Consider the following 23,970-nt stretch of genomic DNA (forward strand, 5'->3'; position numbering starts at 1 on the left):
TTGAGACATTGAAGTCCTGCTTTTCCAAGGATTTATTCCGGCCATCGAACAGGAGCCAAGGCCATGATTTCCCGAAGGACCCACAAGGTAGCGGTGCTGATCGCGACGTACGTCGTGTTTGCCTGCGTAGCGGCATTATTGTCGGTCAACCTGACATCACCCACCAGCGCCGAGCTCGGCGCTGACTGGCAGTGCAGCCGGTTTGCGCTCGTATTCTCGAGCTGCACCATGGTACGTGCACACGAGCGGGTTTCACCGGCGTCCGCAAGCGGACCTAATACACGACAAACCGGACACCATGCTGCGAATGCCAGCTGAAATCAGCGGATACGCTCTGCGACGGCTCCTGCTCCCGACCGTGCCGAACTGACGTTCCGCGTCGGAGCATCGGATCATAACGAGGTCGCGGTTTTCCCCGCGGTGCTTGCGGCCCTGAGGTGGTCGGCCCCGAAGGCCCGCATCGCGGTAAGCACGGTTGATCGCCATCGACTCGGCACAGCCCGCCCTTGGCGGGCTTTCGCGTTTTGCGCTATCTGTTCGCTTTGATGGGGAGTGACGCCGATGCCGTTCTGGACTTGCGAACAATGTGGCGCCCAGTTTCCTGATACGGCCGTGCCGCCCTCGGCGTGTCCGGTTTGCGAGGACGAGCGGCAGTATGTGAACTGGAAGGGCCAGAGCTGGCTTGCCCGCGAGGATATGGCGAAGCGTTTCAGGCTGGCCTGGCGCGATGATCTCGGCATCGCGGGATTAGGCGTTGAGCCCGGCTTTGCGATCGGGCAACGCGCCTTGCTGCTGCCGGCGGGCGACGGCTGCGTGATGTGGGATTGCGTCCCCCTGGTGACGCGCGAGGCGGTGGACTATGTCCGCTCGCTTGGCGGGCTGAAGGCGATTGCGATTTCCCACCCGCATTATTATGGCGCGGTCGCCGACTGGAGCGAGGCGTTCGGCGGCGTGCCGGTCTATCTGCATGGCGAGGATCGCGGCTTCGTTACGCGGCCGCATCCCGCCATCGTGCCGTGGACCGGCGACAGCCATCGGATCTCGGATGACATCATGCTGGTGCGGACCGGCGGACATTTTGCCGGCGGCACCATCCTGCACTGGCGCGCGGGCGCGGGAGGGCAGGGCGCGTTGCTCACCGGCGATGTCGCGATGGTGGCGATGGACCGCCGTTCGCTGAGCTTCATGTACAGTTATCCGAACTACATTCCCCTCAACGCGGCGGCGGTGAATCGCATCGCGCGCGCGGTCGCGCCGCTGGCGTTCGATCGCATCTATGGCGCCTGGTGGGGCCGCAATATCGCGGGCGACGCCAAGGCGGCGTTCGACGCCTCGGTGCGGCGATATCTGGCGGCGATTGCGGGCTAGTGTTCCCGGCATCCGCCGCAATCTTGCCACCCCGGATCGCTTCGCTATATCAGGGCATTCCCATCCACTTCGTTTCGCGAGTGAGCCCCCTATGACCACGACCACCGCCGCCCCCGAATCCCAGCCGTTCCAGGCCGAGGTCGCCGAACTCTTGAACCTGATGGTGCACTCGGTCTATTCGGAGACCGATATTTTCCTGCGGGAACTGATTTCGAATGCCTCCGACGCCTGCGACAAGCTGCGCTATGAGGCGATATCGGCACCGGAACTGATCACCGACGGCGCGCCGCCTGTCATCCGCATCGTGCCGGACAAGAAGGCGAATACGCTCGCTGTGATCGACAGCGGCATCGGCATGGACCGGCAGGAGCTGATCGACAATCTCGGCACCATCGCGCGCTCCGGCACCAAATCGTTCCTGTCGCGGCTGACCGAGGCCAAGGACGGCGCGGGCCTGATCGGCCAGTTCGGCGTTGGTTTCTATGCAGCCTTCATGGTCGCCGAGCGCATCGTCGTCACCAGCCGGCGCGCCGGATCGGATCAGGTCTGGGTCTGGTCGTCCTCGGGCGGCAGCGGATTCGAAATCGCGCCGGGCAGCGATGAGGATGCCGCCCGCGTCACGCGCGGCACCGAGATCGTGCTGCACCTGAAGGAGAACGCAAAAAAGTATCTCGAAACCCACGAGATCGAGCGTATCGTCCGTGCCTATTCCGACAACATCCAGTTTCCGATCGAACTGGTTCCGGAGGAGGGTGAGCCGCGCCAGATCAATTCGGCCAGTGCGCTGTGGCAGCGGCCGAAATCCGAACTTGCGCCTGAAGATTACAAGCAGGCCTATCAGCAGATCGCCGGCGCGTTCGACGAGCCCGCGATGACGTTGCACTATCGCGCCGAAGGCCGGCAGTCCTATGCGGTGCTGCTGTTCGCGCCGTCCACGAAACCGTTCGACCTGTTCGACCAGGCGCGCAAGGGCAAGGTCAAGCTCTACGTCCGCCGCGTCTTCATTGCCGACGACGCCGATCTCTTGCCGGCCTATCTGCGTTTCATCCGCGGCGTGATCGACAGCGAGGACCTGCCGCTCAATATCTCGCGCGAGATGCTGCAGAACAATCCGCAACTGGCGCAGATCCGCAAGGCCGTCACCAGCCGCGTCGTTTCGGAACTGGAGACGCTCGGCGACAAGGAGCCGGAAGCGTTCGCCAAAATCTGGGACGCGTTCGGCGCCGTCATCAAGGAAGGCATCTGGGAGGATTTCGAGCGGCGCGAGAAGGTGCTGGCGCTGTCGCGCTTCACCACGACCAAAGGCGAGAAGCGTTCGCTCAAGCAATATGTCGAAGACCTCAAGCCGAACCAGACCGAGATCTATTATCTCACCGGCGAAAGCGTCGAGCGGCTGAAGTCGAACCCGAAGCTGGAGTCGGCGGCGGCACGCGGCATCGAGGTGCTGCTGCTGACCGATCCGGTCGATGCGTTCTGGACCTCGGCTCCAACAGACTTCGGCGGCAAGCCGCTGAAATCGCTCAGCCAGGGCGACATCGATTTCAGCCTGATCCCGCTGTTGGAAGACAAAGCCAGTGACAACAAGGACGCCGTGGACGCCGACGAAGCCACCACGATCGCGCTGATCAGGGACGCGCTCGGCGAGCGCGTCTCCGACGTGCGTGCCTCGCAGCGGCTGACATCGAGCGCGTCGTGCCTGGTGGCCGGCGGCGATGGTCGCGATCGCCAGCTCGAGCGGCTGCTGGCAATGCAAAACAAGGGGCCGATCACCAGGCCGGTCCTCGAGATCAACATGCGCCATCCGCTGGTCGCAGCGGTTGCCGGCGCCGGCGAGACCGCGTCGGATCTGTCGCTGCTGCTGCTGGAGCAGGCGCAAATCCTCGACGGCGAGCTGCCGGAAGATCCGGCCGGCTTCACCAGCCGGCTCAACCGGCTGGTGCTGGGCGGGATCGCGAAGGGGGAGGGCTGAGTCGCCCCCCTGAAGGCTCTCTATCGCGGTGTCAGCGTGATCGCTTCCGATGTTGCGGCTTCGACGGCGGCGCGGCTGTAGAGCAACGGAACGTATTGGCCCGTCGCCCATAGCGGCGCGAGGTCGCGATAATGCCCGTTGAAGGGATCGCCGGATTGCCCGGGCGTGTTGATGGCGCGGCTTGCATCCCAGTTGCCGACATCGAGCACCATTCGGAACGAGGCGCCCGCCGTCAGCTGATAGTCGGTACGGCGATAGGTCGCCGCGTGCGGCACATTGGCCGCGCCGCCAAGCGCCAACGGCCCGACGTTAAGCTGCGGCACCGTTGCCTTGTCGGCCAGCGGCGATAGCGCGTGATCGAATTGCGCCTTGTGCAGCTTGCCCCAGGCCCAGTCGGAAGAATCCGGGCCAAGCCGGTTAGCGACTTCGGCGACAGCGCTGCCCAAGCTGTCGCGTAGGACGCGGTCACGCGTGGCGGCAGGATCGGACCCCAGCAAGTCGCCGGAATTTTCGAGGGCCGCGACGATCGCTGAAATGCTGGCGGGGTCGGGCGCAATGATGTCGACGACCTTTGGCGCGACCGCCTTGACCAGCGTGGAGCCGAGATGGTTGGCGATCCAGACCTCAAACACAGCTGCGGCCGGGCTGTCCACGGTGTCGCGCGCGTCCCAGCCCTTCAGCAACTCCAGCCCCTTCTTGACGTTGGGGTCCTCCGAGTTCAGGGGCTTCAGCAGGACCACGAGCCGCCGGGCCAGCATCGACGTGTCGTCATTCTGCAAATCCATGGCGTCCGCGAGCGTCATCTTCTTGTTGGCCTTGAGCACCTCGACAATGCGCAGCCAGCGCGCTTCATCCGACCACTCAAAGCCAAGCTTGCGTTCCGCGACCGGATAACCGTCCGGCAGATTCATCTGGTTCGCGGTCGCGAACCATCCTTGCTCGGGACGATAGACGCGCGGCAACTCATCCAGTCCCAGAAACCCCTGCCACTCGTAACGGCCATCGCCCGGTATTGGCAGCAGCCCATCATAGTTGACGCGGCGCGGCGTCTTGCCGGCGGCGACCCAGCCGATATTGCCTTTCACGTCGGCATAGACCTGATTTTCCGATGGCGCTCCCCAGCGTCGCATCGCCGCCAGAAAGCCGTTCCAGTCCTTGGCGGTCATATAGTCGGACGAGCCGAAATAGGCCGACGTCCCCGGCTCGGACCAGACCGAGCGAATGGCGAAGGCCCGCTTGTTCGCGGCATCGACGAACACGACCGGGCCGTGCCGCGTGAATTTCAGCTCGATGTCCCTCGGCGCCTCGCCCTTGACCTCCTCGGTTTCGTGAAAGACGCGCATCGTTTCCCAGCCGTCGCGATAGCGGTACTGGTTCATATCGGCGGGGTTCAGTTCGTAGACGTAGAGATCCTCCTGATCGACGTTGAAGATCGTCAGGCCGAAGGCGATCGTCCCGTTGTGGCCGATCGATATTCCGGGCAGCGCAGGTTCGCCGGCGCCGATCACCGACAGCCCCGGCGCATTCAGCCCGACGATGTAGCGCAGCGACGGAACGCTGTGTTCGCGATGTGGATCATTGGCGAGGATCGGACGACCGGTCGCGGAGCGCGCCGGGGCGACGACCCAGTTGTTGGAGCCGATGGTGTCACGCTGCTCGTCGGCTTGCGCGAGCTGGGTGTCGAGATCGAGCGATGCCGCCTTCTCGCCGGCGCGCCCAAACGTGACCGGCCGCGTGGCCAGCAGGTAGGCGGCGAGCACGTCTTTCGGAATGCTGCAGGGGTCGAGACCGTCGGGGATTTTGGTCGTCCATGGCGGCTGCAGCTTGACGCGCAGGCGATCGGTTTCGAGCCCTGCGGCGCAGGCGACTTGCGAGCGCCTTACCTCGGAGGCGACGTTCCTCGTCAATCCGTGGCTGCGAATGCGAACGACGTCGTCCGCGGTCCACAGATCCGGCATCGTTCCGGCGATCTTGAACTCCACCGGACGTGGCCGGGATCCGCTGCGCACGTCGGCGACATAGGCATTGACGCCCGCGACGAAGGCCTCGGCATAGTCCCTGGCTTTGGGCCCATAGGATCCCCATTCCGTCGCCATGTCACCGCGGTAGAGAAACAGCCGGAGCGCCCGGTCCTGCTCGACGTAAGCGGGACCGAAATCCCTGGCGAGAAGTCCCAGGCCGCGCTTGCGCCACAGGTCGATCTGCCAAAGCCGGTCCCGGGCCGCATTGATGCCCTGCAGGAAGAAAAGATCGCGCTCGTTGGCCGCATAAATGTGAGGAATACCCCAGACATCGACCAGAATTTTTCCGGGCGCCTTCAAGCCTGCGACGCTGCTGCTCGACAGCCGCGCCGCGGAAGACAGGGCTTCCTGTTCGCGCGCGACCGCAGCGGACCCGGCGGTCATTGCCACGGCGGCGAGAAGCAGCGATCGGGTGGCTTGTTTGAGGCTCTTGTTCATTTCCTCTTCCTTTTTTTGCCGTCAACGCCACATGCCTTGCGGGACCGGGGCGATTGCGGAGTGGTTCACCGAACTTGCAGCCGAATGGTTGCGCCCGCAAGTGGGACTGCAGGGGCGCTGAATTCACGGATGCCGGCCCCAGTTGAACCAATTTCCAGGATTGGCCGTATCTGCTAGATAGCCCGGGAAGGGGAGTCCCCGACATCGTGATGACCACGCCCGACGGCAGCGAGATTTTCTACGGCAGCATCCCGGTCTTTCGCGGCTTCACCAGCCTGATGGATCCGGCGCTGTATTCGGCACTGCCTGACGACTGGAGCGTCGGCGTCGCCGACATCGTGGAATCGACCAGGGCGATTGCGGAGGCGCGCTACAAGGCCGTGAACATGGCAGGCGCCTCGGTGATCGCCGCCGTCACCAATGCGCTTGAAGGCCGTGAGTTTCCGTTCGTGTTCGGCGGCGACGGCGCCAGCTTTGCGGTGTCGCCCGGCGATCTCGAACGCGCCCGCGAAGCGCTGGCGGCGACCGCCATCTGGGTCGAGGAAAGCCTCAACCTGGTTTTGCGGGTCGCGCTGATTCCGGTCGCTTCGATCCGCGCGCAGGGCCTCGATGTCCGCGTTGCCCGCTTTGGACCGTCGCCTAATCTGTCTTATGCGATGTTTTCGGGCGGCGGTCTCGGCTGGGCAGATGCGGCGATGAAGCGGGGTGAATTCGCGGTACCGAAAGCGCCCCCCGGGAGCCAGCCCGATCTTTCCGGACTTTCATGCCGGTTCGAGGAAATTCCCTCGACGCGTGGGCTCATTCTTTCGGTGCTGGTGATGCCGGTCGCCGGCGCCGATCCGCTGGCGTTTCGTCAAGTGATCGAGGACGTCATCTCGCTCGTCGAGCGGAGCCCCGAAGCGGGACGGCCGGTGCCGCCGGGCGGGCCGCCGTTGCGATGGCCGCCGGCGGGCGTGGAGTACGAGGCACGCGCCGCGCGCGGCGGGCCGTTGCTGAAGCGGCGCATCGTCGTGCTGGCAATGACGCTGTGGGCCTTCGTGGTGCTGCGCCTTCGCATCAAGGTCGGGAATTTCGTGCCGAAGACCTATGTGCAGCAGGTGGTGGAGAATTCCGACTTCCGCAAATATGACGACGGCCTGCGGATGATTCTCGATTGCACGCCGGAGCTCGAGCGTGCGCTGACACAGCGCCTGGCGGCTGCCGCTTCAAGCGGGATCGTGCGCTATGGCCTGCACCGGCAGGATGCGGCGATGATGACCTGCTTCACGCCGTCGGTGATGCGCAGCGACCACGTCCACTTCATCGACGGCGCGCGCGGTGGCTATGCGTCGGCGGCAACCGCGCTGAAAGCGACGATGGCGTGAGCGGGTGGTGCCCAATCTCGCGTTAGAGTATGCGGAGGCGCCCCCACCCCAGCCCTCCCCGCAAGCGGCAGAGGGAGTCCGACCGACTGCGCGCCGCGCGGTTCTTATCTTTGCAAGGAAAGCTAGCTGCCCCAAGCGCGGTCTGTCCCCTCTCCCGCTTGCTTGCGGGGGAGGGCTAGGGTGGGGGTCGCGCGGCGTCGGCAGTCTCGCGAATAGCGCGAACTCACTTCCCGACCCGCGTCCAGTTCTCGCCGCCGCAAAGTGCGCCGACGCAGCCTTCCACCCGGAGCGTATCCGCCCCCGTGACCGAAACGTTGCTCGCATAGGTCGAGCCGTCATCGGCGTTGTAGATCTGGCCCGACCATTTTCCGGAGCCGGTCAGCTGCATGCCGCTGAACAGCGGAAGGCCGATCATCGGACGCTTTTTAAGCGCCGGATTCGGATTCTTGTCGTCGACCTGGGGTTTGCCGGTGGCGGGATCGATCGGGTCGCGCAGGCCAACGATTACCCCGCAAATTCCGCCGCCGCATTTGCTGACCCGCACCCGGGCATCGCCGGCCTGGGTCAGCCAGGTGCCGGTCGGCTCGCCGGCGCCTTGGGCGCGGGCGGACGGAGCAGCGAGCAACGCCGCCAAAATCGCGATGATGAAACCGTATCGGCAGGCCATGAATCATTCCCCGAAAAAAGGCAGGCCTGCATAACAATAAATCAGATTGTGCAACGCCGTATTATGGCGCTTTCGAACGATGCATGCCCTCGGACGAGATCCGGGGTGGCCGCCGGTTCGCGTTGGGAAAACGCCTCAAATCAAAAGTCTCGAGTTCGGTTCTGATTTCTCGAGTCCGGTTCTGATTTAATGAAATCGACGACGCGCGCGGCTATTTGCCCCACCGCGTCAAGCGAATGGAGAGCGCCGTGCCGAGGCCGTAGACGACCATCGCCGCTCCCACCAGCGCAAACAACGTCCACGCCGGCGCACCCGACGCCGCCAGCCACCAGCCGCCGAGGCCGACCAGCAGCAATCTGGCGGTGCCCGCCAGCACCGGACCGCCGACTTTGGCGGCGCCCTGCGACGAGAAATAAAGGCACGCGCCCATTCCGAAGAAGGCGAATGCCGGCCCTGCCAGCGAGAAGTAGGAATTGGCAGCGGCCGTGACGCCGGGATCGCTGGTAAACAGCGAGACCCAGAGCGCCGGCCATATCGCCACGACGATGCCGATCAGGCCCACGATCAGGCTGGAGGCCGCGCCTGCCGTCCAGGCCACCTGACGCGCGCGCGTCACCAGACCGGCGCCCATCGCCATGCCGACCATCGGAACCGAGGCAACGCCAAAAGCAAAAGCGATCGGCGTCAGCAGGAATTCCAGCCGCGAACCCATGCCGTAGCCGGCCAGCGTCTCGGTGCCGAACGAAGCGAGGATCTTGGTGAAGATCAGGATGGTCAGCACCGTCTGCAATGGCGACAGGCAGGAGACTGCGCCGACCTTGAGAATGTCGAAGAACATGTCGCGCTGAAACGTGAAGGCCGCGAAGTTCAGTTTCAACCGGCTGCGGCCGCTGGCGAGATACCAGGCCAGGAAGATCGCGCCGAGCGTGAAAGCGGTGAGCTGGCCGGTGGCGACGCCCGCCATGCCGAGCTTCGGCAGGCCGAACAGCCCGAGACCGAATCCGCCGCCGACCGCAACCTGCACAATGGCGGTGCCGATCAGCGTCACCGAGGGTATGCGCATGTCGCCGGTGCCGCGCACCACCGAGGCCAGCGTGTTGACCAGCCAGATCGAGATCGCGCCGGAGAACAGCACGTGCGAATATTGCATGGACTGTTCGAGCACGCCGCCGCGTCCGCCCAGCAGCGAATAGAACTGGCGGCCGAAGCTCAGCATCATCACCGTGAAGAACAGTCCGGCGCAGGCGCCGATGATGGCCGCATGCAGCGCCAGCGTCGCGGCGCGATCGCGATTTCCGGCGCCGAGCGCGCGGCTGATGGCGGAGGAAACACCGCCGCCCATTGCGCCGGCCGACATCATCTGCGTCAGCATCACGAAGGGAAACACCAGCGCGATCCCGGCCAGCGGCTCGGTGCCGAGCCGGCCGATGTAGGAGGTCTCGGCGACCGCCACCAGCGCGGTGCCGAACATTGCGATCGTGTTGGGTACAGCGAGCGTCAACAGCGTCGGCAGGATCGGCGCGACCAACAGGCTGTTGACCGCGGAAGGCGGCACGGCCGCGGGGCGCACGTCGAGCGGGGCGTCAATCGTCATGCGTCACGTACTTTCAGCCGGAGCCGTATAGATTACGGACAACATATTATGCGGCGGGGCCGGCGCAAGCCACCCGCCCCAACGCAGGGGTCACCACGGCAGGCCGCATAGGTCGATGACGCCGTCGCGCGGCTTGCGGGTGAAATCGAACACGAACGGCGCCATCGCGTCGAAGCGAACCCGTCCTTCTGGCTGCTCGGCATAGACTTCGCCTTCGAAGCGATGCCAGCCGCGCGCCTGATAGAATGCCTCATTGTGCGGCTCGCAGAACAGCATGGCGAATCTGATTGCTTCGTGGTCGCGCATGGTCTGAACCGCCGCGTTGAGGGCAAGCGTGGCATAGCCGTGGCCGCGGCAATCCTCCCGGGTCGAGACGCCGCCGATGCCGCCGATATCGAGCTTGCGCCCGTTCCAGGTGACGGTGCGGAAGTAGATGCCGACATGGCAGGCCAATCCGGCTTTGGCCGATTCTTCCGGTGCGTCGATCAGCACCCGCAGATCGGCATGGGCCCATTTGACGTGACCCCAGGACAGTTTTTCGACCACATCGCGCGGCCAGACTGCTTGCATCAGCGGCTCGACCACAGGCCATGATGCGTCGCCGTTGAGGACGTCGATCTCGATGCTCATTTCCTTACCTCGTCGCGCCAGCACGCATTGCGCTTTGTATCTGTCATACGCCGGATGCGGTGGGGCGTTACCGGAGAAGGCGGCTGTTTTGTCAAATTGCGGTATTTTAGATCGATGGAACCTTCTATAAGGGTTCCCGTTAGATCACGTCTCCCACCAGTTCGGACATCACGCCATGACCTTCACGCTGCCCAATCTGCCCTATGCCCATGACGCCCTTGCGCCCTATATGTCCAAGGAAACGCTCGAATTCCATCACGACAAGCACCATCAGGCTTACGTGACCAACCTGAACAACGCGATCAAGGGGACCGAATACGAAGGCAAATCCCTCGAGGAGATCGTCAAGACTTCGTTCGGCAAGAACGCGGCGGTGTTCAATAATGCCGGCCAGCACTACAACCATCTGCATTTCTGGCCCTGGATGAAGCCGCATGGCGGCGGCAGCAAGCTGCCCAGCCGTCTGGAAAAGAAGATCAACGAGGACCTCGGCGGGTTCGAAAAGTTCAAGACCGATTTCGCCGCCGCCGGTGTCGGCCAGTTCGGCTCCGGCTGGTGCTGGCTCCAGGTCAAGAACGGCAAGCTCGAAATCGCCAAGACCGCGAACGGCGAGAACCCGCTGGTCCACGGCGCCACGCCGATCCTCGGCTGCGACGTCTGGGAGCACTCCTACTACATCGACTACCGCAACCGCCGTCCCGACTACCTGAAGGCGTTCGTCGATCAACTCGTGAACTGGGACTATGTCGACGAGATGTTCGGCAAGGTGTGAGTCTCCGTCATTCCGGAGCGATGCGAAGCATCGAACCATGATGTGCAATTGCACATCTGAGAATCTCGAGATTCCCTGATGCGCAATTGCGCATCTGAGGTTCGCTTCGCGCCTCGGAATGACGTGACAGAAAGAAATCTCAAGGGGCGGCAGTGCAAACTGCCGCCCTTTCGCTTGATACGCGATTTCACGGCCTTGCCGCGACCGCGCGCTTGCGGCACAAGCTGAATGCCTGACGACATTCGCTGACGCGGGAATGCTGCGATGAGCTATTTGCTGGTCTTTTTCGGGGGCGGTCTTGGCGCGACGCTGCGCCATCTCATCAATCTCACCTGCGCGCGCTGTATCGGCATCGGATTTCCCTGGGGCACCTTCATCATCAACATCACGGGCTCGACCGTGATGGGGCTGATCGCGGGCTATCTCGCCTTCAAGGGCGAAGCCTCGCAGCCCTGGCGGCTGTTCCTGATGACCGGCATTCTCGGCGGCTACACGACATTTTCCGCCTTCTCGCTCGACGCCGCGCTGCTCTACGAGCGCGGTGAACTCGGGCTTGCGGCACTCTACGTGTTCGGATCGGTCGCGCTCTCGATCGCGGGCCTGTTCGGCGGCCTTGCGCTGGTGCGCTCGCTCACCTGAACGGCTGGTCAAGCCTCCGTGACGTCGCCGCATGGGCATGCCTGAGAGGCGCATGGGTGGAGCCCAGCTTCCGTTTGCCTCGGTAGGGTGCCGGGACTAAGCAGGGTGGATTCTCATCACCCGCCCGACTCATTGCCTTGTCAGAATCCGTAAAAGGCCCGGCGCCTGCCGATGACGCCGCAGACGCCGAGCAGCCGCCTCGGCGCGCCCGCAAGCCGGTCGGCTGGTCGATGATCATGATCGGCGTGCTGGTCGCGGCCTCCGCCACGCTGGTCTGGCGGCGTGACGGCATCGACGGCGTGCTTGAAATTCTCACCCACGATCTGGCGCTGTTCGGCGGCATCCTGCCGCGCGTGCTGGCCGGCTGCCTGCTCGGCGCGTTCATCACCGAGGTTTTGCCGCACGAGAAAATATCGCGCTCGCTCGGGCCGAATTCCGGCCTGAAGGGATTGCTGATCGGAACCGCGTTCGGCGCCATCCTGCCGGGCGGGCCGTTTACCGCCTATCCGGTGGCGGCAGCTTTGCTCACGGTCGGCGCCGATTTCGGCGCGACCATTGCGATGGTGGTGAGCTGGACGCTGATCGGCTACGGCCGGGCGGTGGCCTGGGAGTTGCCGATCCTCGGCGTCGACTTCACGCTGTGGCGGATCGTGATCTCGCTGCCGATCCCGGTGCTGGCCGGTGCGCTCGGGCGTTTCGTCTTTGTGCGGATGTATCCGAAAAGCGCGGAGCCGCTGTCATGACCGCAGCGCTGATCATCGATCTCACGCTGTGGGGCTCGGTTGCGGCGCTCGCCTTCCTGGTCTGGCGGCGCGGGCGCGTCGTTCTGGTGTCGGCCGCGCGCGAAGGCACCATGGATTTCATCAACATCGTGCCCCGGATCGGGCTCGGCGTGATCGGTTCGGGCTACATCGCGGCCGTCATTCCGCAGGAGGTCATCACCGGCTGGCTCGGCCCGGACAGCGGCTGGCTCGGCGTGTTGGCCGCTGTGGTCGCGGGGGCGGCGACCCCGGGCGGCCCGGTGGTCGGTTTTTCGATCGGAGCGGCGGCCCTGAAGGTCGGGGGCGGCCCGCCGCAAGTGATCGCCTATGTGGTCGCCTGGGCGCTGTTCGCCTTTCAGCGGCTGATTCTGTGGGAAATCCCGTTTATGCCGGCCAAGTTCGTCTGGTTCCGTGCCGCGGTGTCGTTGCCGTTTCCGTTCCTGGCCGCGGCGCTGGCGATGGCGATCGGGAAGCCGTGAAAGAGCTTCAAGTCATTGCAATAAAAGATAATTTTCCAAGATTTGGCTGAAACGCCACTGGGCCATGTTTCGAACTGCTGGGCATCCGAAGTTCTGGTAGAATGTCCTCCATGGAAAAGCAGGACATCCTTGCCAGATTACGCGAGCATCAGGCCGCCCTGAATGCAAAGGGCGTGAGCCATGCCGCCTTGTTCGGGTCGCGCGCACGTGGAGATGACCGCCCGGATAGCGATATCGATATCCTGGTGGAGATCGCGCCTGACGTTCCAATGGACGTCTTCACGTATGTCGGAATTGTTCACAGCATCGAAGACCTGTTTCCTGTCAGGGTCGATGTTTCAAATCGTGTCGCCCTCAAACCCCACGTACGACCGTTCGCCGAGCGCGACGCTGTTTATGCGTTCTGAATCCGCCAAAGGGGCCTTGTACGATATTCGGGACAACATTCTGTTCGCCCGTCAATTTGTAGATGGTCTCACCTCCGAAACCTTCACGGCGTCACGTCTGCATGTCTATGCTGCGACGCGGGCTCTGGAAATCATCTCCGAAGCAAGTCGCCGACTGCCCGACGATCTACGCAATCGTCACCGCCATTTACCCTGGCGGTCCATTCGTGATGTTGGCAACTTTTACCGGCACCAATACGACAACGTCGCGGCTTCCTATGTCTGGGAAACCGTGACCGCGCATCTCCCGCCATTGCTCGCTGCCGTTCTCACCGAAATCGAAGCATTGGAGAGGTAGTGGGGGCGGGGGCTTACCTTGACCCCCTCCAGTTTCTGGACTCCCGTTATGTTATAATATAACATTTCGGCATGGCTCACTCCCACTCTCACGACCACCCCCCCGACCACGGACATCACGGGCACGCGCACGGGCATGCCCATAGCCATGGCCCGGAGACGCCCCATCCGGCGCAACCGGCCCCTTGGTCGATCCTGCGGATGACCGTGTTGTTGCGGCTTGGCGCCGCCGTGGTGGTCAGCGCCGGGCTGTGGGCGATCGTGCTGCTGGCGATGAGGTGAGCATGGCCGCGCAAATCCGGTTCCGCGACGTCACGCTCGGTTACGACCGCCATCCGGCGGTGCATCACCTCGATGGCGAGGTCGCGCAAGGCGCGCTGCTGGCAGTGATCGGCCCCAACGGCGCCGGCAAGTCGACGCTGTTTCGCGGGCTCGCCGGCATCCTCAAACCGCTTTCGGGATCGATCGATCTCGGCGGCCTCGACCTCCGCGACATCGCCTATCTGCCGCAGACCGCCGACATCGACCGAACGTTTCCAATCGCGGTGTTCGATTTCGTCGGCACCGGACTTTGGCGCGCCACCGGATTTTTCGGCGGCATGGGCAAGAAGGCGCGGGACAGCATCGCGCGGGCGCTGGCCGCGGTCGGCCTCAATGGCTTTGAGAACCGCGCGATCGGCACGCTATCCGGCGGGCAGATGCAACGCATGCTGTTCGCTCGCGTGCTGCTGCAGGACGCGCGGCTGATCGTGCTGGATGAACCCTTCAACGCCATCGACGCCAAAACCTCGGCCGACCTGCTGGCGCTGGTCAGGCGCTGGCACGCCGAGGGGCGCACGGTGCTGGCGGCGCTGCACGACATGGAGCTGGTGCGCGCGAATTTTCCGGAAACCCTGCTGCTGGCTCGCGGAGAGGTCGCATGGGGCGCGACCGCGCAGGTGTTGACGGTGGAGAATCTCGCCGAGGCGCGGCGGATGTGCGAGGCGTTCGACGATACGGCCGCGGCCTGCGCCGTGCACGACCTGCCGTCGCGGGCGGCTTGATTTCCATGATCTTCGACGCGCTGATCGCGCCCTTCACCGAATTCGAGTTCATGCGCCGCGCGCTGGCGGCCGTGATCGCGCTGTCGCTCGGCGGCGCGCCGATCGGCGTGTTCCTGATGCTGCGGCGGATGAGCCTGGTCGGCGATGCGATGGCGCATGCGATCCTGCCGGGCGCGGCGATCGGTTTCCTGATTTCGGGGCTCAACCTGTTCGCGATGACATCAGGCGGACTGATCGCCGGTTTTACCGTCGCGATCCTCGCCGGCGTGGTGGCGCGCACCACCGAGATCAAGGAAGACGCTTCGTTGGCGGCGTTCTATCTGGTGTCGCTGGCGCTCGGCGTCACCATCGTTTCCATCAAGGGCACCAATATCGATCTGCTTCATGTCTTGTTCGGCAACATCCTGGCGATGGATAACCAGACGCTGCTGGTGATCGCCTTCAACGCCACCATCACGCTGTTGTTGCTGGCGGTGATCTATCGGCCGCTGGTGATCGAATGCGTCGATCCGGTGTTCCTGCGCACCGTCAGCCGCGCAGGCGCGCCCGCGCATCTGGCGTTCCTGGCGCTGGTCGTGATCAACCTCGTCAACGGCTTTCATGCGCTCGGCACGCTGCTCGGCGTCGGCCTGATGATCCTGCCCGCAGGGATCGCGCGGTTCTGGTCGCGCGACATCACCGGCATGATCTGCATCGCGGTCGCGAGCGCCATGGTCTCCGGCTATGCCGGGCTGGTGCTGTCGTTCCAGACGCGGATTCCCTCTGGGCCTGCGATCATTCTGGTGGCGGCGGCGATCTATGTGTTTTCGGTGCTGTTCGGCAATGTCAGCGGCCTGGTCCGGCAGTTGTTTCCCGGCCGACATCTCGAGGCATGACCGCCATGCGCATGTTCTGGTTTGTCGCTCTCGCCTTGGTGGCCGTCACCGCTCCCGCGCATGCCGCCGACCGGCTCAACGTCGTCGCCAGCTTCTCGATCCTCGGCGATTTCGTCCGCAATGTCGGAGGTGAGCGTGTCAGTGTCACGACACTGGTCGGCCCCGACGGCGATGCGCATGTCTATGTGCCGACACCGGCGGATGCCAAAAGGATTGCCGACGCCAGACTGGTGTTCGTCAACGGCCTTGGCCTCGAAGGCTGGCTGCCGCGGCTGGTGCAGTCCGCCGGCGGCAAGGCGACGATCATCACCGCGACATCAGGCATCGCGCCGCTCAAGCTCGGCTCCGACGCCGATCCGCATGCCTGGCAATCGGTCGTCAACGCCAAAATCTATGTCGCCAATATCCGCGATGCGCTGGCAGCAGTCGATCCCGCCGATGCCGAGGCGTTCAAGTTCAATGCGGAGGCCTATCTGGCGAAGCTCGACGCGCTCGACCGCGAGGTGCGGCAGGCGGTGGCGCAAATTCCGGAAAACCGCCGCAAGGTGATCTCGACTCACCGCGCCTTCGGCTATTTCGCCGCCGCCTACGGCGTCGCGTTCATAGCCCCCTTGGGCGTCTCGACCGAATCCGAGGCCAGCGCCCGCGATATCGCCGGGATTATCACCCAGATTCGGCTTGCGAAAATACCGGCCGTTTTCCTGGAAAATATCAGCGACCCCAGGCTGATCCGCCAAATCGCGGCCGAGACCGGCGCCAGGGTCGGCGGCACCCTCTATTCCGACAGTTTGACCGGCGAAAAGGGCGATTCTCCCACTTACATTGACATGGTCAGGCACAATATAAGGGCCCTGACCAGCGCGCTCGGCCAATAAAGCAGGGGCCTCCCTGCCGTTGCTGGCGTGCTCAAGAGCATGGTCCGGAAAAGTGGATACCGGTTTTCCGATAAGATCATGCTCAAACAAAAGAATGCCCGGAGCTATTATGCCTGAAATTACGTCCCAAAAAATTCCAGTGACCGTGCTGACGGGCTATCTCGGCGCCGGCAAGACCACGCTGCTGAACCGGATCCTGTCAGAAAACCACGGCAAGAAATACGCCGTCATCGTCAACGAATTCGGCGAGATCGGCATCGACAACGACCTGATCATCGGTGCCGACGAAGAAGTGTTCGAGATGAACAATGGCTGCGTCTGCTGCACCGTGCGCGGCGATCTCGTCCGCATTCTCGACGGCCTGATGAAGCGCAAGGGCAAGTTCGACGCCATCATCGTCGAAACCACCGGCTTGGCCGATCCGGCGCCGGTGGCGCAGACCTTCTTCGTCGACGAGGACGTGCAGAAAAATGCGCGGCTCGATGCGGTGGTGACGGTGGCCGACGCCAAATGGCTGAGCGACCGCCTCAAGGACGCGCCCGAAGCCAAGAACCAGATCGCGTTCGCCGACGTCATCGTGCTGAACAAGACCGATCTCGTCTCCAAGGCCGAACTCGCCGAAGTCGAGGCCCGGATCCGCGCCATCAACCCCTATGCAAAACTGCACCGCACCGAGCGCTGCCAGGTCGCGATCGCCGATGTGCTGGAGCGTGGCGCGTTCGATCTCGATCGCATCCTGGAAATCGAACCGGAATTCCTCGACGCCGGCGACGATCACCACCATGACCACGACCATCACCACGGCGATGGCCATGACCATCACCACGATCACAACCATGGCGGCCTGAAGCATTACCACGACGAGGACATGCAATCGCTGTCGCTGCGGTCGGACAAGCCGCTCGATCCGACCAAGTTTATGCCATGGCTGCAGAACCTCGTCGCCAGCGAGGGCCAGAAGATCCTGCGCTCGAAGGGCATCCTCGCCTTCAGCGACGATGACGACCGCTACGTGTTCCAGGGCGTTCACATGATGCTGGAAGGCGATCATCAGCGTAAGTGGAAGGACGGCGAGGCACGCGAGAGCCGCGTCGTCTTCATCGGCCGCGAATTGCCGGAGCAGATGATCCGCGACGGTTTTGAAAGCTGTATCACCACGTGATGAAACAGTTCGATCCGGGCGACAGCCCCTCCATCGCTTCAATCACCGACAAGGTGCGGCCGCTTGCGGTCGGCATGCCGGTCACCGCGATCCATTTCCTCGGCGACACCGCGGTGTTTGTCGGCGCCGAGGAGAACGCCGCGCTGGTCAGCGCGGGCGGCGAGATCTCATCGGTCGCGATTCACAGCGGCGCCATTCTGTGCGCGGCCTCCGACGGCGAACGTGTCGTCACCGGCGGCGATGACGGCAAGGTCGTGGCGCTCGACGCCAGCGGCACGGTGACCGTGCTGGCGACCGATCCGAAGCGGCGCTGGATCGACAATGTCGCACTTCATCCCGATGGCGCGGTGGCGTGGTCATCAGGCAAGACCGCCTTCGTTCGCAGCGGCAAGGGCGAAGAAAAATCCCTCGATGCGCCGACGACGGTGGGTGGTCTCGCGTTTGCGCCCAAGGGGCTGCGGCTGGCGGTCGCCCATTACAACGGCGTGACGCTGTGGTTTCCCAACATGGCGGCGAAGCCGGAATTCTTGGAATGGGCCGGCTCGCATCTCGGCGTCACCTTCAGCCCGGACAACAAGTTCCTGGTTACCATGATGCACGAGCCGGCGATGCATGGTTGGCGGTTGGCCGATAACCGGCACATGCGCATGTCGGGCTATCCCGGCCGCGTCCGCTCGATGTCGTGGAGCGCCGGCGGCAAGGGACTGGCGACGTCAGGCGCCGATACCGTGATCGTCTGGCCGTTCACCAGCAAGGACGGCCCGATGGGCAAGGAGCCGGCTATGCTGGCGCCGTTGCAGGCGCGGGTCTCCATGGTGGCCTGCCATCCGAAGCAGGACGTCATGGGGGTCGGCTACAGCGACGGCACGGTGCTGATGGTGCGGCTCGAGGACGGTGCGGAGATCCTGGTGCGCCGCAATGGCGGCGAGGCCGTCTCGGCGCTGGCCTGGGGCGCCAAGGGCACCCAGCTCGCTTTCGCGACCGAAGATGGCGATGCGGGGATGGTTGAGCTGTGACATGATCGTCATCTCCTCAACCTAGAGCCGTTTCCGTTCCGATTGATTCGGAACGGGGCTCTAGATTTTTGATTTGACGCGTTTTCTTGACGCGAACCGGTTTCCACTTCGCTGGAAAACGCTCTAGAAGGCCAACATGCGTTTTCTCGAGACCTTCCAGAGCGCCGATTTTCTCGACACGCTGGTCAGCCTGAGCGCGGCGTTCGTGCTCGGCACGCTGATCGGCGCCGAGCGGCAATACCGGTTGCGGACCGCGGGCCTGCGCACCAACGTGCTGGTCGCGGTCGGGGCGGCGGCGTTCGTCGATCTGGCGATGCATCTGGCCGCCGCTGACGGCGCGGTGCGGGTGATCGCCTATGTGGTCTCCGGCATCGGTTTTCTCGGTGCCGGCGTCATCATGAAGGAGGGGACGAATGTGCGCGGCCTCAATACGGCTGCGACACTATGGGCCTCCGCCGCGGTCGGAAGCTGTGCCGGGGCCGACATGCTGGCGCAGGCCGCCGCGCTGACGGTGTTTGTGCTTGCCGGCAATACCTTGCTGCGGCCGCTGGTGAATGCCATCAACCGCTCGCCGATCGACGAGCAGGCGTCGGAAGCGACCTATTTCGTCAAGCTGCTGGTCGATGCCGACGCGTCGGCCGGACTGCGCGATCAGGTGGTGGAGCGGCTTGAAGCGGCACAATATCCGGTGGCCGAGATCGAAGCCTTCCCGCGCGGCGATTTGCAGGAGATTGTCGCGACCCTCGTCAGCACCGCGGTCCAGGCCAAAGAGCTCGATCTGGTGACCGCCGACCTGCAGCGGAAACCCGGCGTGCGCCATGCCACGTGGGAATCCAGCACTAAAGACTAGGGTTAAGACCCAATTAACCATGTTGAGATTCAACGGGTTGGTCAACCGAATCGGGGGCCAACAGATGCGGGCGAACTTGTTTTGGTTTAGCGACGGGCAATGGGCGAGGATTGAGCCGTTTATTCCAAGCAATCGCCGTGGCGTGAAGCCGACGAACAATCGGCGCATTTTGAGCGGGATCATGCATGTGCTCAAGAGCGGATGTCGATGGGTCGATTGTCCGCCGGAATATGGCCGGCCAAAACGGTCTACAATCGCTTCAACCGCTGGAGTGCGCAGGGAATTTGGCAGAGCATCTTCGAGGCGGTGGCCGAACCTGCTGAGCCGCCGGAACGAATGGCCCTCGACAGCACGCATATCAAAGCGCATCGCTGCGCTGGCGGCGGAAAAGGGGGGCGTCGGAACAGGCGATTGGCATCACCAAGGGCGGGCGCAACAGCGAGATTCACGGCCTTGTCGATAAGCTGTGCCGCCCGTGGGTCTTGATCCTCACGCCTGGCAACACCGCCGACTGCACAGTCGGGCCGGCATGCGTCAGTCTGCTCGACGGCATCGCGGAGTTGCTCGGTGACAAGGCTTATGACAGCAACTCGTTCCGCAAGTCTCTGCGCAAGGACGGCATCAAACCGGTGATCCCAGGCCGGTCAAATCGGAAGAAACGCATACGTCACGACAAGCAAGCCTATAAGGATCGCAACGTCATCGAGCGCTGCTACTGCAGGCTCAAGGACTTCAGGCGCATCGCAACGCGCTACGACAAACTCGCTCGGAACTACTTCTCAGCCCTGTGCCTCGTTGCCGCCGTGGCATTCTGGCTTTAGTCGTGCGCGGTTTCCGCTTTTGGGATAACATGGCGAGCGTGTCGGCACCCGGATGACGACGGGAAACCATGAAGGGGAGGTTGGAATGAGCTCGCAGCGACGGGGAGTGTCGGGAACCGCCGCGCAACGAACCATTGCCGTCTTGGGCTCGGCGGTTTTCTTCGTGGTCGCCCCATGTACGCTGGCGGGGCTCGTTCCATGGTCGATCACGGGTTGGCAACTCCGGCCGCCGTTCCTTGGTCTGGAGCTGACGCGCGGCATCGGCGCGTTAATGATTCTCGCAGGCGTGCCTGGGCTCGTTGACGCATTTGCGCGTTTCGCGCTGCAGGGTCTCGGCACCCCCGCGCCCATCGCGCCGACCCGGAATCTCGTGGTGACCGGTCTCTACCGTTATGTGCGTAATCCAATATACGTCGCGGTCGTTGCCATCATCCTGGGTCAAGCGGTGCTGATGGGCGATTGGCGCCTCATCGTCTACGGCGCGCTGCTCTGGCTCGCCTTCCACGTCTTCGTCGTGGCGTACGAAGAACCCACGCTCGAGCGGACGTTTGGGAGAGAGTACGAGGCGTTCCGTGCCGCCGTCCCGCGCTGGATACCGCGGATGACCCCATGGCGGTCGGAATGATCGGTGGCCCGCGGTTGTGCGAGCCGCTGCTCGCGACCGGTCTCGGACGCTTCACCGGCGGCGCTCGCGAGCAGGCACGAAGCAAGCCTAAAGGATCGCAACGTCATCGAGCGCTGCTACTGCAGGCTCAAGGACTTCAGGCGCATCGCAACGCGCTACGACAAACTCGCTCGGAACTACTTCTCGGCCCTGTGCCTCGTTGCCGCCGTGGCATTCTGGCTTTAATCAATTGAGTCTGGACCCTAGATTTCCTGCACCGGAACTATTTGTTCCCCCGGCCGTTGATCTCGTGAACGATTTCGCGAGGCGAACGACATGTCGGCCGACGACAGCAAGCGCGAGTACCGGGAAAGGCTGATGTTCGCGTCAGCGCTGTTTGCGGCGGGGCTCACGATCTCGGCGCTTGCGCTGCACCAGCTCCGGGCCAACGACCGGGATCACCTGGCGCAGGCGACGCCGCCGCTGCAATCCACGCCGGGCGCGGAGAGCAAGCCGTCAGCGCCATCCGGGCCGGTGACGACCGGCACCCGGCCGTCTGCTATTCCGCCGGAACCAGCCCGCCCTGACGCAGAAGCACAGAAGGCCGGCGCCCGGCCGGTGCTTCCACCGGCGCCGGCAGAAAAGACCGCGCCGCCGATCAGGGAAAAATAACAAAAACCGGCTCCGGACTTTTCCGATGCGCGCGGGGTTTGAGCTGTGCAAGTTTTGTGGGCACGTCGCCAGGGATTTTCCGCATGGATTTTCCACCTGCGCCGCCTCGCCGCGTTGGCCGGCTTGTAGCAATTGGTCCAAGGGCCTGAGCCTTGTGTTGATCCCCAATCAGCGGTTAGGCTTGTCGGTAATAACAGCCGGCCAACAGCCGGGAGGTCAGGGGAGCTGCGTATGCGCGAGCTAACGCCGGAAACGATCACGGACGCCGTTCTGGACCAGATGGCGACAACGCCGGATCCGCGCCTGAAGGCGATCATGGCGTCGGCTGTCAAGCACCTGCATGCCTTTGCCCGCGACGTTAATCTGACCCCGGGCGAATGGATCAAGGGCATCGAATTCATGACCCTGGCCGGCAAGATGTGTTCGCCGGAACGCCAGGAATTCATCCTGCTTTCCGATACGCTCGGCCTGTCGGCGCTGGTCAACGGCCTGCATGACAAGACCGCCATCGAGGAAGGCACCCATACCAGCCTGCTCGGCCCGTTCTATCGCGAGGCCACGCCGACGTTGAAGGCCGGCAGCTCGATCGCCCAAAATCCGAAACCGGGCAGCGAATGCGTGCTCTATGGCCGGGTGACCGATGCCGGCGGCAAGCCGGTCGCCAACGCCACGGTCTCGATCTGGCAAACCGGCGCCGACGGTCTCTACGACATTCAGTCGAGCGCGACCTCGGTCGATTATCGCGGCGTGTTCACGTCAGATGCGGAGGGCATCTACGTGCTGCGCACCGTCAAGCCGCTCGGATATTCGATACCGATGGACGGACCGGTCGGCGCGATGGTCAAGGCGCAGGCGCGGCATGGCATGCGGCCGGCGCATATTCATTTCCTGGTCGGCGCACCGGGCTATCGCGAACTGGTCACGGCGCTGTATCTGCGCGACGATCCGCATCTGGCCGACGACGTCGTGTTCGGCTCGTCGGGTGATCTCGCGGTCGACGTCGTGCCCGGCGATCCGGACTGCCCGATCAAGGGCATGCCCAGCATCCGCTTCGACATGCGGCTGTCGCGCGAAAGCGAGGCCGACAAGACCGGCGGGCGCGTCGGCGCCGACCCGGCGGCGATCATGAAACAGTCGAAACTCGCGCACGCGGGAGCCGGCGACTAATCTCGATCCGATACCATCCGATCCACAACGCCGGGCGAAGATCCGGCGCCGTGAAAACAGTCAATTGGGCATAAGGGGAGATCAATGAAACGCAGAACGTTTCTCGGCGGAGCAGTAGCTGTCGCGGCGCTTGGCAAGGGTTCGATCGCCTCGGCGCAGCAGCCGCCGATCAAGATCGGCATGTCGATGGCCCAGACCGGTGGTTTGGCGGGCGGCGGCAAGGCCGCTCAACTCGGCATCGAGATCTGGCGCGACGACATCAACGCCAAGGGCGGATTGCTCGGTCGCAAGGTCGAACTCATCGTCTATGACGACAAGTCGAGCGCGTCGGAAACGCCTGCGATCTACGCCAAGCTGGTCGACGTCGACAAGGTCGATCTGCTGTTTGCACCCTACGCGACGGTGCCGACCGCACCGATCATGCCGTTCGTCAAGCAGCGCGGCCTGCTGCTGATGGGGAATTTTTCGTTCCAGGTGAACAGTAAGGTCGGCCACGACATGTGGTTCAACAATGCGCCGTGGGGGCCGGCCGATAGCTGGGCGTCCTCGTTCCTCGATATCGGCCAGAAGGCCGGCGGCAAGACCATGGCGTTGCTCTCGGCGGACCAGGAATTCGCCCAGAATCTCGCGCTCACTGCGCGCGACGTCGCCAAGCAGCGCAACATTCCCGTCGTCTTCGACCAGAACTATCCGCCGAACACGGTGGAATTCTCCTCCATCATCCGCGCGCTCAAGGCTGCCAAGCCCGACATTGTCTATGTCGCGTCCTATCCGCCGGATTCGGCCGGCATCCTGCGCGCCGTGAATGAGATCGGGATCGGCGACGACGTCAAGATTTTCGGCGGCGGCATGGTCGGCCTGCAATTCGCGGCCGTGATGGCCAACCTCGGATCGCTGCTCAACGGCGTCGTCAACTACAATACCTGGCTGCCCGAACAGAGCATGTATTTCGACGGCACCAAGACCTTCTTCGAGACCTACACCAAGCGCGCGGTGGAGGCCAAGGTCGATCCGCTCGGCTACTATCTGGCGCCGTTCGGCTATGCGCAGGGCCAGATGATCGAGGCGGCGGTCAACGCCACCAAGTCGCTCGACCAGAAGGCGCTGGCGAAATACCTGCGGGAGAACGAGCATAAGACCATCGTCGGGCCGATCGCGTTTTCGGCGGATGGCGAGCGCAAGGAAACCGCAACCCTGCAGGCGCAGTTCCGGGGCGTCGTCGACAAGGACGTCGAACAGTTCCGAAAGTCCGGCAAGCAGGTGATCCTGTTCCCCGATAAACTGAAAACCGGAACGCTCGTCAGTCCCTTCGAGGCTGCTCGCAAATAGGTTCGCGGCTTTTCTGGCTCGGGAAAGGCCCATAGCGTTTTCGAGCGTAGCGAAGAAAACGCGTTAAACGAAAGGCTGGAGCCCGGTTCCGACGCCATCAGAACCGACAGG

The 23,970-nt window shown here is 63.6% G+C and carries 25 protein-coding genes and 2 pseudogenes; 23 read left to right on the forward strand and 4 right to left on the reverse strand.

The features are described from left to right. Positions 1 to 63: 63 nt before the first annotated feature. The 3 genes from FFI89_RS34225 to htpG all read left to right on the forward strand — a co-directional run bounded on the left by FFI89_RS34225 (position 64) and on the right by htpG (position 3,337). The gene (locus FFI89_RS34225) at positions 64 to 318 is read left to right on the forward strand and encodes a hypothetical protein (protein ID WP_168212787.1); all 255 of its coding nucleotides are present in this window, start codon (positions 64 to 66) and stop codon (positions 316 to 318) included. A gap of 243 nt (positions 319 to 561) precedes the next feature. Then, positions 562 to 1,368, forward strand: coding sequence for an MBL fold metallo-hydrolase (locus FFI89_RS04790; RefSeq protein ID WP_138833378.1), 807 nt, complete (start codon positions 562 to 564; stop codon positions 1,366 to 1,368). A 91-nt stretch (positions 1,369 to 1,459) separates the two neighbouring features. Continuing rightward, positions 1,460 to 3,337: a molecular chaperone HtpG gene (htpG, locus tag FFI89_RS04795; RefSeq protein ID WP_138833380.1), complete on the forward strand. Its 1,878-nt coding sequence runs from the start codon at positions 1,460 to 1,462 to the stop codon at positions 3,335 to 3,337. A gap of 20 nt (positions 3,338 to 3,357) precedes the next feature. Here the strand turns inward: htpG and FFI89_RS04800 are convergent, their stop codons facing one another. Next, positions 3,358 to 5,796 (reverse strand): penicillin acylase family protein, encoded by a 2,439-nt coding sequence (locus FFI89_RS04800; protein WP_138833382.1) that lies wholly within the window; start codon positions 5,794 to 5,796, stop codon positions 3,358 to 3,360. Positions 5,797 to 6,005: 209 nt separating this feature from the next. Here FFI89_RS04800 and FFI89_RS04805 point away from each other — a divergent pair, with 209 nt between their 5' ends. After that, positions 6,006 to 7,160: a DUF3095 domain-containing protein gene (locus FFI89_RS04805; RefSeq protein ID WP_138833384.1), complete on the forward strand. Its 1,155-nt coding sequence runs from the start codon at positions 6,006 to 6,008 to the stop codon at positions 7,158 to 7,160. 223 nt (positions 7,161 to 7,383) lie between these two features. On the opposite strand, the gene FFI89_RS04810 is transcribed toward FFI89_RS04805, so the two are convergent. The 3 genes from FFI89_RS04810 to FFI89_RS04820 form a co-directional block, all read right to left on the reverse strand. After that, on the reverse strand, positions 7,384 to 7,827 hold the full coding sequence (locus tag FFI89_RS04810) for a DUF2147 domain-containing protein (protein WP_138833386.1): 444 nt from the start codon (positions 7,825 to 7,827) through the stop codon (positions 7,384 to 7,386). A 211-nt stretch (positions 7,828 to 8,038) separates the two neighbouring features. Further along, entirely contained in the window at positions 8,039 to 9,421 is a 1,383-nt protein-coding gene (locus FFI89_RS04815) for an MATE family efflux transporter (RefSeq protein WP_138833388.1), read from the reverse strand. A 90-nt stretch (positions 9,422 to 9,511) separates the two neighbouring features. Continuing rightward, positions 9,512 to 10,051 (reverse strand): GNAT family N-acetyltransferase, encoded by a 540-nt coding sequence (locus FFI89_RS04820; RefSeq protein ID WP_138833390.1) that lies wholly within the window; start codon positions 10,049 to 10,051, stop codon positions 9,512 to 9,514. Between the two features lie 175 nt (positions 10,052 to 10,226). On the opposite strand from FFI89_RS04820, the gene FFI89_RS04825 reads away from it, so the two are divergent. From FFI89_RS04825 to FFI89_RS04925, 19 genes and pseudogenes are all read left to right on the forward strand, one after another. Further along, entirely contained in the window at positions 10,227 to 10,823 is a 597-nt protein-coding gene (locus tag FFI89_RS04825) for a superoxide dismutase (protein ID WP_138833392.1), read from the forward strand. A gap of 264 nt (positions 10,824 to 11,087) precedes the next feature. Further along, complete coding sequence (gene crcB, locus FFI89_RS04835; RefSeq protein WP_138833394.1) at positions 11,088 to 11,462, forward strand: fluoride efflux transporter CrcB; 375 nt, start codon at positions 11,088 to 11,090, stop codon at positions 11,460 to 11,462. A 137-nt stretch (positions 11,463 to 11,599) separates the two neighbouring features. Continuing rightward, complete coding sequence (locus tag FFI89_RS04840) at positions 11,600 to 12,205, forward strand: permease (RefSeq protein WP_138833396.1); 606 nt, start codon at positions 11,600 to 11,602, stop codon at positions 12,203 to 12,205. Further along, a complete protein-coding gene (locus FFI89_RS04845) occupies positions 12,202 to 12,702 on the forward strand; it encodes a hypothetical protein (protein WP_138833398.1) in 501 nt (166 codons plus the stop codon). The genes FFI89_RS04840 and FFI89_RS04845 overlap by 4 nt, the downstream gene beginning before the upstream one ends. A gap of 110 nt (positions 12,703 to 12,812) precedes the next feature. Next, positions 12,813 to 13,109 carry a nucleotidyltransferase family protein gene (locus tag FFI89_RS04850; RefSeq protein WP_138833400.1) on the forward strand — a complete coding sequence of 99 codons (297 nt, stop codon included), beginning with the start codon at positions 12,813 to 12,815 and terminating at the stop codon, positions 13,107 to 13,109. Beyond that, complete coding sequence (locus FFI89_RS04855; RefSeq protein ID WP_138833402.1) at positions 13,099 to 13,446, forward strand: DUF86 domain-containing protein; 348 nt, start codon at positions 13,099 to 13,101, stop codon at positions 13,444 to 13,446. The genes FFI89_RS04850 and FFI89_RS04855 overlap by 11 nt, the downstream gene beginning before the upstream one ends. A gap of 71 nt (positions 13,447 to 13,517) precedes the next feature. Beyond that, positions 13,518 to 13,727, forward strand: a complete 210-nt coding sequence (locus FFI89_RS04860) for a hypothetical protein (RefSeq protein ID WP_138833404.1) — start codon at positions 13,518 to 13,520, stop codon at positions 13,725 to 13,727. Positions 13,728 to 13,729: 2 nt separating this feature from the next. Then, on the forward strand, positions 13,730 to 14,488 hold the full coding sequence (locus tag FFI89_RS04865; RefSeq protein WP_168212788.1) for a metal ABC transporter ATP-binding protein: 759 nt from the start codon (positions 13,730 to 13,732) through the stop codon (positions 14,486 to 14,488). A 5-nt stretch (positions 14,489 to 14,493) separates the two neighbouring features. Then, a complete protein-coding gene (locus FFI89_RS04870) occupies positions 14,494 to 15,363 on the forward strand; it encodes a metal ABC transporter permease (protein ID WP_138833407.1) in 870 nt (289 codons plus the stop codon). After that, the gene (locus FFI89_RS04875; RefSeq protein WP_138833409.1) at positions 15,360 to 16,238 is read left to right on the forward strand and encodes a metal ABC transporter substrate-binding protein; all 879 of its coding nucleotides are present in this window, start codon (positions 15,360 to 15,362) and stop codon (positions 16,236 to 16,238) included. The genes FFI89_RS04870 and FFI89_RS04875 overlap by 4 nt, the downstream gene beginning before the upstream one ends. A 109-nt stretch (positions 16,239 to 16,347) precedes the next feature. Then, entirely contained in the window at positions 16,348 to 17,400 is a 1,053-nt protein-coding gene (locus FFI89_RS04880) for a GTP-binding protein (protein WP_138833411.1), read from the forward strand. Next, complete coding sequence (locus tag FFI89_RS04885) at positions 17,400 to 18,416, forward strand: WD40 repeat domain-containing protein (RefSeq protein WP_168212789.1); 1,017 nt, start codon at positions 17,400 to 17,402, stop codon at positions 18,414 to 18,416. The genes FFI89_RS04880 and FFI89_RS04885 overlap by 1 nt, the downstream gene beginning before the upstream one ends. Positions 18,417 to 18,552: 136 nt before the next feature. After that, on the forward strand, positions 18,553 to 19,266 hold the full coding sequence (locus FFI89_RS04895; protein WP_138833415.1) for an MgtC/SapB family protein: 714 nt from the start codon (positions 18,553 to 18,555) through the stop codon (positions 19,264 to 19,266). Positions 19,267 to 19,330: 64 nt separating this feature from the next. Continuing rightward, positions 19,331 to 20,087: pseudogene (locus FFI89_RS04900) on the forward strand (IS5 family transposase). Positions 20,088 to 20,172: 85 nt separating this feature from the next. After that, positions 20,173 to 20,712, forward strand: coding sequence for an isoprenylcysteine carboxylmethyltransferase family protein (locus tag FFI89_RS04905; RefSeq protein ID WP_168212790.1), 540 nt, complete (start codon positions 20,173 to 20,175; stop codon positions 20,710 to 20,712). A 90-nt stretch (positions 20,713 to 20,802) separates the two neighbouring features. Further along, positions 20,803 to 20,937: pseudogene (locus tag FFI89_RS34780) on the forward strand (IS5/IS1182 family transposase); the annotation flags it as partial. A gap of 90 nt (positions 20,938 to 21,027) precedes the next feature. Continuing rightward, positions 21,028 to 21,363 (forward strand): hypothetical protein, encoded by a 336-nt coding sequence (locus tag FFI89_RS04915; protein WP_138833421.1) that lies wholly within the window; start codon positions 21,028 to 21,030, stop codon positions 21,361 to 21,363. 231 nt (positions 21,364 to 21,594) lie between these two features. After that, on the forward strand, positions 21,595 to 22,530 hold the full coding sequence (locus tag FFI89_RS04920) for a dioxygenase (protein ID WP_138833423.1): 936 nt from the start codon (positions 21,595 to 21,597) through the stop codon (positions 22,528 to 22,530). 84 nt (positions 22,531 to 22,614) lie between these two features. Then, on the forward strand, positions 22,615 to 23,859 hold the full coding sequence (locus FFI89_RS04925; protein WP_138833425.1) for an amino acid ABC transporter substrate-binding protein: 1,245 nt from the start codon (positions 22,615 to 22,617) through the stop codon (positions 23,857 to 23,859). Positions 23,860 to 23,970 lie beyond the last annotated feature (111 nt).

Origin of the sequence: Bradyrhizobium sp. KBS0727 (assembly GCF_005937885.2) — a bacterium.
In the GTDB taxonomy this organism is placed as follows: Bacteria; Pseudomonadota; Alphaproteobacteria; order Rhizobiales; family Xanthobacteraceae; genus Bradyrhizobium.

Bases quoted from the DNA above. Each gene is read 5' to 3' on its own strand.
- FFI89_RS34225 (WP_168212787.1), top strand. From the start codon at position 64: ATGATTTCCCGAAGGACCCACAAGGTAGCGGTGCTGATCGCGACGTAC.
- FFI89_RS04790 (WP_138833378.1), top strand. From the start codon at position 562: ATGCCGTTCTGGACTTGCGAACAATGTGGCGCCCAGTTTCCTGATACG.
- htpG (WP_138833380.1), top strand. From the start codon at position 1,460: ATGACCACGACCACCGCCGCCCCCGAATCCCAGCCGTTCCAGGCCGAG.
- FFI89_RS04800 (WP_138833382.1), bottom strand. From the start codon at position 5,796: ATGAACAAGAGCCTCAAACAAGCCACCCGATCGCTGCTTCTCGCCGCC.
- FFI89_RS04805 (WP_138833384.1), top strand. From the start codon at position 6,006: ATGACCACGCCCGACGGCAGCGAGATTTTCTACGGCAGCATCCCGGTC.
- FFI89_RS04810 (WP_138833386.1), bottom strand. From the start codon at position 7,827: ATGGCCTGCCGATACGGTTTCATCATCGCGATTTTGGCGGCGTTGCTC.
- FFI89_RS04815 (WP_138833388.1), bottom strand. From the start codon at position 9,421: ATGACGATTGACGCCCCGCTCGACGTGCGCCCCGCGGCCGTGCCGCCT.
- FFI89_RS04820 (WP_138833390.1), bottom strand. From the start codon at position 10,051: ATGAGCATCGAGATCGACGTCCTCAACGGCGACGCATCATGGCCTGTG.
- FFI89_RS04825 (WP_138833392.1), top strand. From the start codon at position 10,227: ATGACCTTCACGCTGCCCAATCTGCCCTATGCCCATGACGCCCTTGCG.
- crcB (WP_138833394.1), top strand. From the start codon at position 11,088: ATGAGCTATTTGCTGGTCTTTTTCGGGGGCGGTCTTGGCGCGACGCTG.
- FFI89_RS04845 (WP_138833398.1), top strand. From the start codon at position 12,202: ATGACCGCAGCGCTGATCATCGATCTCACGCTGTGGGGCTCGGTTGCG.
- FFI89_RS04850 (WP_138833400.1), top strand. From the start codon at position 12,813: ATGGAAAAGCAGGACATCCTTGCCAGATTACGCGAGCATCAGGCCGCC.
- FFI89_RS04855 (WP_138833402.1), top strand. From the start codon at position 13,099: ATGCGTTCTGAATCCGCCAAAGGGGCCTTGTACGATATTCGGGACAAC.
- FFI89_RS04860 (WP_138833404.1), top strand. From the start codon at position 13,518: ATGGCTCACTCCCACTCTCACGACCACCCCCCCGACCACGGACATCAC.
- FFI89_RS04865 (WP_168212788.1), top strand. From the start codon at position 13,730: ATGGCCGCGCAAATCCGGTTCCGCGACGTCACGCTCGGTTACGACCGC.
- FFI89_RS04870 (WP_138833407.1), top strand. From the start codon at position 14,494: ATGATCTTCGACGCGCTGATCGCGCCCTTCACCGAATTCGAGTTCATG.
- FFI89_RS04875 (WP_138833409.1), top strand. From the start codon at position 15,360: ATGACCGCCATGCGCATGTTCTGGTTTGTCGCTCTCGCCTTGGTGGCC.
- FFI89_RS04880 (WP_138833411.1), top strand. From the start codon at position 16,348: ATGCCTGAAATTACGTCCCAAAAAATTCCAGTGACCGTGCTGACGGGC.
- FFI89_RS04885 (WP_168212789.1), top strand. From the start codon at position 17,400: ATGAAACAGTTCGATCCGGGCGACAGCCCCTCCATCGCTTCAATCACC.
- FFI89_RS04895 (WP_138833415.1), top strand. From the start codon at position 18,553: ATGCGTTTTCTCGAGACCTTCCAGAGCGCCGATTTTCTCGACACGCTG.
- FFI89_RS04905 (WP_168212790.1), top strand. From the start codon at position 20,173: ATGAGCTCGCAGCGACGGGGAGTGTCGGGAACCGCCGCGCAACGAACC.
- FFI89_RS04915 (WP_138833421.1), top strand. From the start codon at position 21,028: ATGTCGGCCGACGACAGCAAGCGCGAGTACCGGGAAAGGCTGATGTTC.
- FFI89_RS04920 (WP_138833423.1), top strand. From the start codon at position 21,595: ATGCGCGAGCTAACGCCGGAAACGATCACGGACGCCGTTCTGGACCAG.
- FFI89_RS04925 (WP_138833425.1), top strand. From the start codon at position 22,615: ATGAAACGCAGAACGTTTCTCGGCGGAGCAGTAGCTGTCGCGGCGCTT.